The sequence below is a fragment of the Rhodoferax sp. genome, assembly GCF_014859475.1.
Lineage (GTDB): Bacteria > Pseudomonadota > Gammaproteobacteria > Burkholderiales > Burkholderiaceae_C > Rhodoferax.
This window is the reverse complement of the sequence record NZ_JACUUE010000008.1, coordinates 23,763-35,947: the sequence shown is the minus strand read 5'-3', so window position 1 is coordinate 35,947 and position 12,185 is coordinate 23,763. Positions and strand designations below refer to the sequence as shown.

The 12,185-nt window shown below is 61.1% G+C and carries 12 protein-coding genes; 11 read left to right on the top strand and 1 reads right to left on the bottom strand.

Going from position 1 to position 12,185, the window contains the following annotated elements:
- Positions 1 to 90: 90 nt before the first annotated feature.
- The 6 genes from IBX54_RS01630 to IBX54_RS01605 all read left to right on the top strand — a co-directional run bounded on the left by IBX54_RS01630 (position 91) and on the right by IBX54_RS01605 (position 5,711).
- A complete protein-coding gene (locus IBX54_RS01630) occupies positions 91 to 2,457 on the top strand; it encodes a diguanylate cyclase (protein ID WP_296540911.1) in 2,367 nt (788 codons plus the stop codon).
- 108 nt (positions 2,458 to 2,565) lie between these two features.
- Positions 2,566 to 2,805, top strand: a complete 240-nt coding sequence (locus tag IBX54_RS01625) for a CopG family transcriptional regulator (RefSeq protein ID WP_296540910.1) — start codon at positions 2,566 to 2,568, stop codon at positions 2,803 to 2,805.
- Positions 2,802 to 3,233, top strand: coding sequence for a putative toxin-antitoxin system toxin component, PIN family (locus tag IBX54_RS01620; RefSeq protein WP_296540909.1), 432 nt, complete (start codon positions 2,802 to 2,804; stop codon positions 3,231 to 3,233). The genes IBX54_RS01625 and IBX54_RS01620 overlap by 4 nt, the downstream gene beginning before the upstream one ends.
- Positions 3,234 to 3,277: 44 nt before the next feature.
- Positions 3,278 to 4,054, top strand: a complete 777-nt coding sequence (locus IBX54_RS01615) for an ABC transporter permease (protein WP_296540908.1) — start codon at positions 3,278 to 3,280, stop codon at positions 4,052 to 4,054.
- A gap of 17 nt (positions 4,055 to 4,071) precedes the next feature.
- Positions 4,072 to 5,028 carry a mammalian cell entry protein gene (locus IBX54_RS01610; RefSeq protein WP_296540907.1) on the top strand — a complete coding sequence of 319 codons (957 nt, stop codon included), beginning with the start codon at positions 4,072 to 4,074 and terminating at the stop codon, positions 5,026 to 5,028.
- A complete protein-coding gene (locus IBX54_RS01605) occupies positions 5,025 to 5,711 on the top strand; it encodes a hypothetical protein (protein ID WP_296540906.1) in 687 nt (228 codons plus the stop codon). The genes IBX54_RS01610 and IBX54_RS01605 overlap by 4 nt, the downstream gene beginning before the upstream one ends.
- A 15-nt stretch (positions 5,712 to 5,726) precedes the next feature.
- Here the strand turns inward: IBX54_RS01605 and ffh are convergent, their stop codons facing one another.
- Positions 5,727 to 7,091: a signal recognition particle protein gene (ffh, locus tag IBX54_RS01600; protein WP_296540905.1), complete on the bottom strand. Its 1,365-nt coding sequence runs from the start codon at positions 7,089 to 7,091 to the stop codon at positions 5,727 to 5,729.
- 79 nt (positions 7,092 to 7,170) lie between these two features.
- Between ffh and IBX54_RS01595 the strand changes: the two genes are divergently transcribed.
- The 5 genes from IBX54_RS01595 to ampD are packed head-to-tail and all read left to right on the top strand — an operon-like array spanning position 7,171 to position 12,029.
- The gene (locus tag IBX54_RS01595; protein ID WP_296540904.1) at positions 7,171 to 7,974 is read left to right on the top strand and encodes an inner membrane protein YpjD; all 804 of its coding nucleotides are present in this window, start codon (positions 7,171 to 7,173) and stop codon (positions 7,972 to 7,974) included.
- On the top strand, positions 7,971 to 8,198 hold the full coding sequence (locus IBX54_RS01590) for a PP0621 family protein (protein ID WP_296540903.1): 228 nt from the start codon (positions 7,971 to 7,973) through the stop codon (positions 8,196 to 8,198). Before IBX54_RS01595 ends, IBX54_RS01590 begins: the two co-directional genes overlap by 4 nt.
- A gap of 3 nt (positions 8,199 to 8,201) precedes the next feature.
- Positions 8,202 to 9,944 carry an ATP-binding protein gene (locus tag IBX54_RS01585; protein WP_296540902.1) on the top strand — a complete coding sequence of 581 codons (1,743 nt, stop codon included), beginning with the start codon at positions 8,202 to 8,204 and terminating at the stop codon, positions 9,942 to 9,944.
- Positions 9,941 to 11,389 carry a sigma-54 dependent transcriptional regulator gene (locus IBX54_RS01580; RefSeq protein WP_296540901.1) on the top strand — a complete coding sequence of 483 codons (1,449 nt, stop codon included), beginning with the start codon at positions 9,941 to 9,943 and terminating at the stop codon, positions 11,387 to 11,389. The genes IBX54_RS01585 and IBX54_RS01580 overlap by 4 nt, the downstream gene beginning before the upstream one ends.
- Entirely contained in the window at positions 11,373 to 12,029 is a 657-nt protein-coding gene (ampD, locus tag IBX54_RS01575; protein ID WP_296540900.1) for a 1,6-anhydro-N-acetylmuramyl-L-alanine amidase AmpD, read from the top strand. Before IBX54_RS01580 ends, ampD begins: the two co-directional genes overlap by 17 nt.
- Positions 12,030 to 12,185 lie beyond the last annotated feature (156 nt).

Below are 12,185 nucleotides of genomic sequence, written 5' to 3'. Positions count from 1 at the left end.
CATGGATTGCTTCACTTCGTTCGCAATGACGGCTCTGTCACTTCGTTCGCAATGACGATGTTCTTTCACGTTAAAAAAGCGGCGGTTTGAATGAACTTTGGGGAAAGTGAGCGACAGGGCATGGCGCCCAGCATCATCAGCCAGCGACGCCAGGGCCGTGCCATCCTGGCTGCCGGCGTTTTCGTTGTGCTGATCAGCCTCTTCTTCGGCTTGAGCAGTCTGTGGCACTTCCGGGAGGCCCAAGTAGCCTGGGAACACCACAATACCCGGGCCTCGGCGGTGGTCAATGCATTGGCAGATTTCAATCGCCAAACCGGCTACGGCGGCTTTATCCACAACTTCAAGAACCTCGTGCTGAGCCGCGACCTGACGCGTTACCAGCCAAACATCGAGGCCAACATTGCCGCCTTGCGCGTGCAACTGGACCAGCTCGACACCTTGCTTGAGGAGAGTGAAGACAAGGCGGCCATCGCGCAGATTCGAAGCACCTTTGAGGAACACATCAGCAACTACGCCAAAGTGCATCCGATGGTGGCTGCAGGTGCCAGCTCAGAAGAACTCGATGCCGTGGTCAAGGTCAACGACGGCCCGGCACTCAAGGCGCTGGCCGAATTGAATACCCGCTTTATCGTACGCGCCACAGAGGTGCGGCAGCGGGCACAGCAAACCTATGCAGAGGGCATGCGTTTTGCCTGGGTTGGCGGGGGGTTGGTGATGGCTGCCATCATCGCGGCGGTGGTAGCGATGATGTTATTCCTGCGCCGCAGCGTTGCCGCCAACGCCATCCTCCTCCAAACCCAGGCCCACCTGACTGAACGCGAACAGCAATTGCGCGAAACACAGCGCATCGCCCAGCTCGGTGGCTGGAAAGCGCATCTGGCCAGCGGCCGCCTGTTGTTGACTGAAGAGACCTGTCACATTTTTGGGCTGCCAGTGACAGAGCCGGTCACCATTGCGCAGGCGCTCAGCCATTGCCTGCCCGAGTCACGCCAGCGCTTCGAGCAAGCGGTCAACACAGCCGTCGAAGACAGAAAACCATTCGATCTGGAGTTACAGATCAGCACAGCCCAGGGCGATGTTCGCTGGGTTCGTGTCCAGGGCGAGGTCAGGCACGAGGTGGCTGGTCCAAGTGCTGTCGCAGGAACCGTGCAGGACATCACCGAGCAAAAACAGGCAGAAAGCGCGCTACGGGAAGCGCATGACATCTTTGACCGAAGCTTGGCCGTCGCCTTCTTATGGCGAAATGAAGAAAACTGGCCGGTTGAATTTGTTTCCACCAATGTAACAGCGCTTTTTGGCTACACGGCTGATGAATTTACTTCAGGCGCCGTGGTGTATTCCAGCTTGATTCACCCGGAAGACCTCACCAGGGTGGGTGAAGAAGTGGTGCGCCACAGCAGTGAGAAAGACACGACAAAATTTACGCACCTGCCTTACCGGATCATCACCAAGGGCGGGCAAGTGAAGTGGGTCAACGACGACACCGCCATCAGAAGAAAAGCCGACGGCAGCGTCACGCATTACCAGGGCGTCTTGATAGACATCACCGAGCGCATCGTGGCGCAGGAGCAGCTACGGCTCACTGCCAGTGTCTTTAGCCATGCCCGTGAAGGCATCACCATCACCGACCACAAGGGCACCATGCTTGATGTCAATGACGCCTTTACCCGCATTACCGGCTACACCCGCGAAGAGGCCATCGGCCAGAATCCAAGCATTCTGAGCTCCGACAGACAAAACGCTGCGTTCTACCAAGCCATGTGGGGCGCCTTGCAAGCGCAAGGCCACTGGAGCGGCGAAATCTGGAACCGACGCAAAGACGGCACATTGATTGCTGAACTGCTGACCATCAGTGCGATACGCGACGGGCAAGGCAGCACCCAACAGTATGTTGGCCTGTTTTCCGACATCACCGAGCGCAAAACCTACCAAAGCCAGCTGGAGCATCTGGCCCACTTTGACGCACTCACCCACCTGCCCAACCGCACGCTGCTGGCGGACCGCCTGCATCAGGCCATGGCGCAGGAGCAGCGGCGCGGCAGACAACTGGCGGTGGTCTTTCTTGACCTCGATGGCTTCAAGGCCATCAACGACCAACACGGTCACCAAACAGGCGACCAGATGCTCATCGCCCTGTCAACGCGTTTAAAAGAGGCGCTGCGCGAGGGCGACACCCTGGCCCGCATTGGCGGGGACGAGTTTGTGGCGGTGCTGACCGACCTGGAAGACACCGCGACCAGCGTGCCGCTGCTCAAACGGCTGCTGACTGCCGCCTCACTGCCCGTGCCAATGGGCGACCTGAGCTTGCAGCTTTCAGCCAGCCTGGGCGTCACCTTTTACCCGCAGGCACAAGACCTCGATGCCGACCGCCTTTTGCGCCAGGCCGATCAGGCCATGTACCAAGCCAAAGGCGCGGGCAAAAACCGCTACTGCGTGTTTGATGCCACGCAGGGTTGAACCGGGGACAGGTCTGGCAATCCGGAAAGCTGAATTGGCGGGGCACCTGAACTGGTTTGCAAAGTGCATTATCATATTGATGCTTTAACACCAATCAAAGGATTTGCCATGAGTCGCTTGACGATCACACTTGCTGAGTCACGCTACCGCGCGCTCAAGGAAGCTGCCGTGCAGCGCAACAAAACCATTGGCCAGCTGATCGACGAAAGTCTTGATTTTTTTGGCATCAAGTCACGCGAGCAGGCACTTGATCTGGTGCGCCGGGCAAGGTCTGATAGCGGACTCACTGAAGAACAAGCACTCACGCTGGCGCTGAAAGAGGTGACTGCAGTGCGGCACCCTTCATGACGCGCTTTTTTATCATCGACACCAATGTCGTGGTGGCTGGCTTGATCACCCAGCATGCCCAATCCAGTGTGGTGCGCATTCTTGACGGCATGTTGCGAGCGGAATTTGGATTTGTTTTGTCACAAACGCTGCTGACCGAGTACCGTTCTGTACTGGAGCGGCCCAAGTTGCGCAAGCTGCATGGCCTGTCAGAGCCGGAAATCGAGATCGTTTTGACCGACATTGCCCGCCACGCCATTATGCTGGCCCCGCTCATAAACCCAAAGGTGCCCGTCGCCCCGGATGTCGGCGACCAATTTCTGTGGGATTTGCTCGCCAGTCGCTCCGACTTGACGCTGGTTTCTGGTGACAAATTGCTACTGCAAGATGCTGTGATGCAAGGCCGGGTTATCCTGCCGCAAGCGTTTGCTGAACAGCGCTGGCCATGATGGACTTTTCTTGTGATCCCGCTAAAGCGCGATAACTGCCTCGCATGAGCATGGCAGACCACCCCTGGCTGGCGGCACCGTTACGCCATGTGCGCAGCTGGTGGCACATGCTGCATGTGGGTGCGCTGGTGCTGGCGCTGGCACTCACGCCAGGCAGTTACACCCAGGCGTTTCGCCAGCGCACGGCGCAGCACATCTATACCAGCACCTGGCGGGTGATGCCGTGGTTTACCGCACTCACGGCCCTGTTGAGTCTGGTGTTGATCCGCATTGTGGTGGTGACCGCGCTGAGTTATGGCCTGTCGCAATACGCCTTGCAGATGGTGGTGCGTGTGCTGGTGCTGGAACTCATCCCCTTGTCGGCCGCGCTGTTTGTGGCCTTGCGCGCAGGACTGGCTTTTAACGCTGGCGCTGTCGTTGTAGCAGCCCGGCCTGCCTCAGTGCACCAGACGCTCGACCTTGATCATTTGCGCGACCATTTGACACCGCGCGTGCTCGCCGATGCCTTTGCGGTGCTGGCGCTGGCCACACTCAGCAGTGCGGTCATTTTGGTGCTGACCTACCTCACGGTGTATGGCCTGTCGCCCTGGGGCTTGTCCGGCTTCACGCGCACCGTGGGCCAGGTTTTTGATTTGCCGGTGAGCCTGGGCTTTGTACTGAAAACGCTGTTTTTCAGTCTGGCGGTGGCCGTGGTACCGTTGGCCGCCAGCCTGGAGGCTGCGCAACAGCGCGTCACCGATACGATCCAGCCCGGCGCCGTGCGCCTGTTCCTGGTTTTGTTTTTGCTCGAAGCGATCTCGCTTGTTGTCAAATACGTCTGATCCACCTGGCCCCGCCCATGACCAACACCACCGAACCCAGCCCCGCCATCACCCACATCGAGCGTCGCGCCAAGGCGCTGATGTTGCTGATGGCCGCTTTGGTGACAGGTTTTGTGCTGTATGTGATGGTGGCCCGCGGCGTGTTTGAAAGCACGCAGCAGCTGGTGTTGATCTCGGAAGACTCCGAGGGCGTGATGGTGGGCATGGACCTGACGTTTTCTGGTTTTCCGATTGGCCGGGTGCGCCGCATCGAGCTGGCCAGCGACGGCATGGCGCGCATGGTGATTGACGTGCCGCACAAGCAGGCGCGCTGGTTGCGCACTTCCAGCATCTTTACCCTGGAGCGCGGCATGGTGGGCGACACCCGCCTGCGCGCCTACAGCGGCATCCTGAGCGACCCGCCGCTGCCGCCCGACACAGAACGCACACTGTTGCGCGGCGACACCTCAGCCGAGATGCCGCGCCTGATCGCGTCGGCCCGCGCGCTGCTGGAAAACCTGGAGGCCATGACCAGCACCGGGTCACCGCTGAACGCCAGCCTCGGGCAACTCAAAACCACCACCGAACGCATGAACAGCCAGTATGGCGTGCTCTCGGGCGTGATGGGCAGCGATGCCAATGCCAAAAAAATCATCCAGGCGCTGGAGCGCGTCAACAGCCTGCTGGCCAAGGCGGAGCAACGTGTATTCGACAAGGGCGGTGTGGTGGACAGCACCCAGGCCACCTTGAGCAGCGGCAAGGCGGCGCTCGACCAACTCCAGACGGTACTGGGCGACACCCGCAGCACCCTGAAAAACGTCGATGCCGTGCTGGCCGAAGCGCAGGCGGTGGGTACCAATGTGCGCGTGGCCAGCACCGACCTGGGCGCCTTGCGCGCCGAGGTGGAGGCCAGCTTGCGCCGCCTGAGCCAGCTCACCGACGAGATCAACCGCAAGTGGCCGTTCGCCCGCGACACCGAGATCAAATTGCCATGAAAAAATTGTCAGCCCTCGGCGCTGCCCTGCTGCTTGGCGCTTGCGCCAGCACACCACCGCCAGCCGACTGGCAAAGCCAGTCTTTTGCCGCCGTCCAAAGTTACACCTCGGCCTACCTTGAAGGCAACTTGCAAGTGGCAGAAGTTGAATTTGCCCGCGCCAAAGCCGAGGTCGCCCGCACCGGCCGCCCCAACCTGATGGCGCGCCTTGAACTGCTGCGCTGCGCCACGCAAGTGGCCAGCCTGGTGTTGCACCCCTGTACAGCTTACCAGGCGCTGGCGCAAGATGCCGCAGCGCCCGAGCAAGCCTACGCCAGCTTCATCGCGGGGCGCTGGAGCACATTGGAAGCGGCACAATTGCCCGTGCACTACCGCGCGCTGGTGAGCCAAAGCCAGGCACTGGCCAAACAAGAGGCCAACGCAACGTCAGCGCCCAGCGCTGGCAAACTCAATCAGATTGAAGACCCATTGGCGCGCCTGGTGGCGGCCGGCGCGCTGATGCAAAGGGAACCCATGCACAGCGCCGACATCGATCTGGCGGTTGAAACGGCATCAAAGCAGGGCTGGCGTCGGCCCTTGCTGGCATGGCTGGGCGTGCAGCTCAAACGCAATCAGACCATCGGCAATGCCGAAGCGGCAGCGGGCATCCAGCGCCGTATTGATCTGGTGTTGCAGGCCAGGTGAGCGGGCGCAGCGGATTCAAAACGGCATTTTTGGCATGCCTTTCATGCCGCCCATGCGCTTCATCATTTTCATCATGCCGCCGCCCTTCATTTTTTTCATCATGTCCTGCATTTGCTCGAATTCCTTGAGCATGCGGTTGACCTCCTGCACCTGCACACCGGCACCGGCGGCAATGCGGCGCTTGCGGGTGGCTTTGATGAGCTCGGGCTTGCGCCGCTCCAGCGGTGTCATGCTCTGGATGATGCCCTCCTTGCGCTTGACGTCTTTTTCGACCCGGCCCATGTCCATCTGACCGGCCTTGGCGGCCATGGCGGCAGGCAATTTGTCCATCAAACTGCTCAGGCCGCCCATTTGCTTCATTTGCTGAATCTGGCTCAAAAAATCGTTGAGGTCAAAGCTGGCCCCGCTTTTGACCTTGGCCGCCAGCTTTTGCGCCGATGCCATATCAACCCCGGCCGTGACCTGCTCCACCAGCGCCAGAATGTCGCCCATACCCAGAATGCGCCCGGCGTGGCGTTCGGCATCGAACACTTCAAGCCCGTCAAGCTTCTCGCTGATACCGGCAAACTTGATCGGCGCGCCGGTGACCTGGCGCACCGACAAAGCCGCACCGCCACGCGAGTCGCCGTCGAGCTTGGTCAGGACGATGCCGGTCAGCGGCAGCGCGTCCTTGAATGCCTTGGCCGTGTTGACCGCGTCCTGGCCCTGCATGGCATCGACCACAAACAGGGTTTCCACCGGGTTGATGGCGGCGTGCAGGTCCTTGATTTCGCGCATCAGCACGTCGTCAATGGCCAGGCGGCCCGCGGTATCGACCAGCAACACATCAAAATAGTGTTTGCGCGCGTAGTCCAGCGCCGCCAGCGCAATGTCCACCGGTTTTTGCTCTGGAGTGCTTGGAAACCACTCGGCCCCGGCCTGCGCGGTGACGGTCTTGAGCTGCTCGATGGCGGCTGGGCGATACACGTCGCCAGACACGGTCAGCACTTTCTTGTTGCGCTTTTCGATCAAATGCTTGGCCAGCTTGGCGGTGGTGGTGGTTTTACCTGCGCCCTGCAAGCCCGCCATCAGAATGACTGCGGGCGGTTGCGCCGCCAGGTTGATGTCGGCCACGCCGTCGCCCATGGTGGCGGCCAGTTCCTTGTTGACAATGCTCACCAGCGCCTGACCTGGCGTGAGCGAGCCCAGCACGTCCTGGCCCAGCGCCTTCTCTTTCACTCGGGCAATAAAGTCGCGCACCACCGGCAGCGCCACGTCGGCCTCGAGCAGCGCCATGCGCACCTCGCGCAGCATGTCGGCCACGTTGGCTTCGGTGATGCGGGCCTGGCCGCGTATTTCTTTAACCAGGCGCGAGAGTTTGTCGGTGAGGGCGGAGGCCATAGGGTATTTTTCCGGCAAACGGAACCTGTGTTAATGCCAAGTGTGAAAAAAACAGAATACAAAACGCTAAACTGTGCACATGATTTTAGCCAGTGCCACCCCCTTCACGTTAATCCTGGCCGTGGGCGCATCAGCCGCCTATGCCGCGTCTGCCGCGGGTGCTGCCCGTATTGGCCAGACGCTGCCCCGGGTGGCGGTCTGGCTGGCTTGGTGTTTGCATGGCGTTATGCTGGCATCAGGCCTTTGGGGTAGCGAGCCGCGCTTCGGTTTTGCGCCAGCACTGTCCGTGACCGCCTGGCTGGTCGGGCTGGTGTACGCCATCGAAAGTTATGTTTTTCCGCAACTCAAAACGCCCTGGCTACTTTCTGGCGCAGGTTCGGCGGCGGTGCTGTTGGCTTTGCTGTTTCCGGGCAGCGTCTTGAGCGCCACCGTTTCGCCCTGGCTACCGCTGCATTGGGCGTTGGGCATTGCTTCTTATGGCTTGTTTGCCGTGGCGGTGGTTCACGCCTGGCTGATGTCGCGCGCCGAGTCCCGCATGCGCCTGGCCAGCAACGACGCTGGCGGACTGCCGCTGCTGACCATGGAACGGCTGACATTTCACTTTGTCCACCTCGGCTTTGCCTTGTTGACGGCGACGCTGTTGGCCGGCTTTTTCTTTGGTGGTCAGTTGTACGGCGCGGGCCAGGCCATCAGGTGGGACCACAAGACGATCTTTTCAGTGCTGTCATGGCTTGTTTTTGCGGTGCTGATCATCGGTCGCGCCCGTTTTGGCTGGCGCGGCAAGCGCGCGGTGCGTTTTCTTTACGCGGGTTCGGGCCTGCTGCTGCTGGCCTATGCCGGCTCGCGCTTTGTCATGGAAGTCGTGCTGGGACAAAGCCTGTGAGAGGCCTCCTGCTTTTGCTGCTGGTGCTTGCCGGGGTCTGGCTCTGGCGCAGTCGCGCGTCAGCTGTCGGCCAGCAGCCACCACCGCCACCCGCCCCGTTGCCGCCAACCCTCGACACGGTGGCCTGCAGCCGTTGCGCCGTGCATGTGCCACGGGCAGAAGCGGTGCAGGGCAAGCTCGGGGGTTATTGCTGCGTGGAGCACTTGCACCAAGCGGAACCCTGAGCGATGTTATCCGCACGGGCATCCACCTGGTTTGGCCTGAAGACACCCGAGGGCAACGCCAATCTGGAAGACCATCCCGACGAGTTCGAGCGTTTGTGGCGTGGCTTCATGACCGCGCGTGCCACCCTGGGCGCTGTGCTGGTGGCCTTGCAGGCCGGCTTGTATGGCATGGCCGCGCAGGCACCCAGCCTGATTTCCCTGTTGATTTGCTCGGCCTACCTGATGGCCACTCTGGCCGAGCGCATCATGGCAGCACCAAGGCAACTCGGGCCCCACTTTAACGGCGCATGGTTGCGCATTGTGGGAGTGGACTTGCTCGCGTTCGCTGCGCTTCAGACGCTGCAAGACAGCAGCATCAATTACACCCCGCTGTTTGCCCTGCCGGTCCTGATGGCCTCCATTCTGGGCTCGCAGCTGATGGCAATGGCCAGCGCCGCCGGTGTCACCCTGCTGCTGTTCGGCTATGCCGGCTGGCTCTCTTTGCAGGCGCCATGGAACACCAGCGCGCTTTTTTCACAGGCAGCGCTCACCGGCGCGGGCTGTTTTGCCATTTCATTCATCGCCCGCCAGATGGTCACCCGGCTGGCCAGTGTCGAGTTAAAGGCACAGCGCAGCCAGTTGGCCACCGCCGTGCAGCGGCAAGTCAATGAGCTCATCATCAAGACCTTGGGCGAAGGCGTTCTGGTGGTCGATGCACAGCATCAGGTGCGCTCAGCCAACCCGGCTGCCAAAAAGCTGCTCAGCCCGCCCCAGGGTGCCTTGAGCCTGCCGCTGGATTTGGTCAAGACGCCGGTATGGCAGGATTTGCGTCAGCTGATCGATGAAAGCTTTACGACGCAGTTGGCGCAACAACGCGACATCAGCGTGCAGCACGCGGGCCAAGGTGCCCGACTCGTGTCGGCGCGCACCCAGTTGACGGCGCAACTCAATTCTGACGCGCAGGGCATGTGCGTGGTTTTTTTGCAGGACCAGCGTGAGCTGCAGGCCCGTATCCGCACCGAAAAGTTTGCCAGCATGGGCCGCATGTCGGCCGCGGTTGCCCATGAAATTCGCAACCCCCTGGCTGCCATCGTGCAAGCCAATGCCCTGCTGTCGGAAGATGTGTCGGACCCGGGCCAGCAGCAATTGACCCGACTGGTCGGGCAAAACGCGCTGCGACTTGAAAAAACGGTACACGACATTCTGCACATCGCCCAGCGCACCAATACCAGTCAGGTGGCGCAGGCCGATGCCATTGACCTGTCTCAGGCACTGCCGCGAATCTGCCGCGACTGGCAAAGCCAGGTTGCCAACACATCCGATATTGCGGTGCAAGTCCCCAATAGCGCGGTCTGGGTCTGGTTTGACGCTGAACACTTGCGCCGCATTCTCATCAACCTGCTCGACAACGCCCAGCGCTACGCCCGCCCTGAACCCGAACCGATTCAAATCAGTCTGCATATTGACCCGGTTGACGCTGGCGCACCCAGCGTCTGCCTGCTGGTCTGGAGCGACGGCGAGCCACTTGACCCCTCGGTGGAGCAGCATTTGTTTGAACCTTTTTTTTCCTCCGAGAGCCGTTCCAGTGGTCTGGGGCTTTATATTTGCCGGGAATTGTGCGAGAGCCATGGCGCCAGCATGGCGTATGAACGCAACCATCGGACGTTTGGTCAAACGGTTAAACCAGGTAATGAGTTCAGTGTGATGTTCTGCAGCAAGCCCCCCAACACGCCAGCCGGCAGCAAGCAGGTGGTAGCCGCGTCATGACCAACGCCAAATCAAACGCACGGATTCTGGTGGTTGACGACGAGCCCGATCTGCGCACGCTGTACGAGCTGACGCTGTTGCGCGAGGGCTACCTGGTAGATACGGCTGGCGACTTGCAGCAGGCGCGCAAACTGCTGGCCGAACAGGTTTTCGATGTGCTCATCACCGACATGCGCCTGCCCGATGGCATCGGCTTGTCATTGATCACAGAACTCAAGGCCGCCCAACGCGGTGAGCGCTGTGTGGTGATCACCGCCTATGGTTCGGCAGAAAACGCGGTCGAGGCGCTCAAGGGCGGGGCCTTTGACTACCTCACCAAGCCGGTTGACCTGAAACAGTTTCGCCGTGTGATTGCCTCGGCCGTCAACAGTCCGGTGACATCGGCCTTGGCCATGGCACCGACCGTCCCGGTTAACCAGGCGGGTGCCGGCGCGCTGGGCCAGCGGGCATTGGACCGCCTGGTCGGCGAGTCAAGCTGCATGCGCCAGATCAAGGAGCGCATCCTCAAGGTGGCCACCAGCATGGCGCCGGTGCTGGTCACCGGCGAGTCGGGCACCGGCAAAGAACTGGTGGCCTATGCGATTCACGCCAACAGCCACCGCGCCAAGGGTCCGTGGGTGGCCGTCAATTGCAGCGCCATTCCCGAGGCGCTGCTGGAAGCCGAATTTTTTGGAGCCAAGAAAGGCGCTTACACCGGCGCGCTGGTGGACCGCGAGGGGTTTTTTCAGGCCGCCAGCGGGGGCACGCTGTTTCTGGATGAAATTGGCGACCTGCCGCTGGCGATGCAGTCCAAATTGCTACGCGCCATCCAGGAGCGCCGCGTCCGGCCGCTGGGCTCGACGCAAGAGGATGTGGTGGACGTGCGCATCGTCAGTGCCACCCACAAACAGCTGGCAGAAGAGGTGGAAAAGGGCAGCTTCCGGCAAGACCTGTACTACCGGATCAACGTGATTGACATGGTGATCGCGCCGCTGCGTGAGCGCACCGAAGACCTGCCTGAGTTGTGCAAGGCGCTGCTGTCGCGCATCGCCGATGAGGCCGGCATTGCCACCCCGGTGCTACAAGATGACGCGCTGGAGCAGCTCGCCAGCTTGCCGTTGGCGGGCAATGTGCGCGAGCTTGAAAACCTGCTGCATCGCGCGGTGGCGCTGGGTGACGGGACAAGCCTGCAATTGGAGCCGCCCAACCCATCGCACCGCAGCACCCGGTACCCGGCTGACGGCCCGCCCACGCTTGCAGATGCCGAGTGGATGCCCACCGACCTGCAACAGTACCTCGATGCGCAGGAACGCAGCATTTTGAGCCGCGCCTTGCAGACCACCGACTTCAACCGTAGCGCTGCCGCCACGCGCCTGGGGTTGAGCCTGCGCCAGATGCGCTACCGCATTGCCCGGCTGCACATCGATACGCCCAACCAGGACGACCCCGTTGCCGCGCCCGACTGAAGCGCTGCCAAAACACCCCAGCTCTGCTGCGCTTTGGCGCCAGGGCTGGTACCGGTTTGCCGCGCACCAAGCCTCACCCAACTTCGGCCCGCGTCCACCGCAGGCAAGCATTGACCTGGTCGTGCTGCACGCCATCAGTTTGCCGCCCGGCCAGTATGGCGGGCTCGAAGTGCTGCAGTTTTTCAACAACCAGCTGGATTGGCAGGCACACCCTTATTTCGATCAAATCAAGGGCATGCAGGTGTCTGCCCATTTTTTCATCCGGCGCAACGGCGAGCTCTGGCAGCTGGTCAGTTGCGATGACCGCGCCTGGCACGCCGGGGCTTCCTGCTACCGGGGCCGCAGCAACTGCAATGACGACAGCATCGGCATTGAGCTCGAAGGTCTCGACGGCGAGCCGTTTGCAGCCGCGCAGTATGAAACCCTGGGCAGCTTGTGCGCCGCGCTGATGCAACACTACCCTGTGGCCCATGTGGCGGGCCACGAACACATCGCCCCGGGCCGCAAGGCCGACCCTGGCGCGGGCTTTGACTGGCTGCAGTTGCAAAAAAACCTCGGGCTCGATGATCGGTATTTACCCTCGGCCGTGCGCCTGGACGCGCCAAGCCCGGTGGCTTCCAGCGCCGCGTTGAAACGCTGACAAAATCGCACTTAAGCAAGACAAAGCGGACATTGAACGCCATCAAAACCCAAGATGCAAAGCGCGTGGCATCGCAAGCGCAAAATGCAAACCACCACTACAGATAGTGTTTTTTGCACGATGAAGCACTACATATAGTGTTAAGCTTGTTGCCTC

What these genes read in the sequence shown, in the direction of transcription:
- IBX54_RS01615 (WP_296540908.1), top strand. Translation starts at nt 3,278, where the DNA reads ATGAGCATGGCAGACCACCCCTGGCTGGCGGCACCGTTACGCCATGTG.
- ffh (WP_296540905.1), bottom strand. Translation starts at nt 7,091, where the DNA reads ATGGCCTCCGCCCTCACCGACAAACTCTCGCGCCTGGTTAAAGAAATA.
- IBX54_RS01580 (WP_296540901.1), top strand. Translation starts at nt 9,941, where the DNA reads ATGACCAACGCCAAATCAAACGCACGGATTCTGGTGGTTGACGACGAG.
- IBX54_RS01585 (WP_296540902.1), top strand. Translation starts at nt 8,202, where the DNA reads ATGTTATCCGCACGGGCATCCACCTGGTTTGGCCTGAAGACACCCGAG.
- IBX54_RS01595 (WP_296540904.1), top strand. Translation starts at nt 7,171, where the DNA reads ATGATTTTAGCCAGTGCCACCCCCTTCACGTTAATCCTGGCCGTGGGC.
- IBX54_RS01625 (WP_296540910.1), top strand. Translation starts at nt 2,566, where the DNA reads ATGAGTCGCTTGACGATCACACTTGCTGAGTCACGCTACCGCGCGCTC.
- IBX54_RS01620 (WP_296540909.1), top strand. Translation starts at nt 2,802, where the DNA reads ATGACGCGCTTTTTTATCATCGACACCAATGTCGTGGTGGCTGGCTTG.
- IBX54_RS01605 (WP_296540906.1), top strand. Translation starts at nt 5,025, where the DNA reads ATGAAAAAATTGTCAGCCCTCGGCGCTGCCCTGCTGCTTGGCGCTTGC.
- IBX54_RS01630 (WP_296540911.1), top strand. Translation starts at nt 91, where the DNA reads ATGAACTTTGGGGAAAGTGAGCGACAGGGCATGGCGCCCAGCATCATC.
- IBX54_RS01610 (WP_296540907.1), top strand. Translation starts at nt 4,072, where the DNA reads ATGACCAACACCACCGAACCCAGCCCCGCCATCACCCACATCGAGCGT.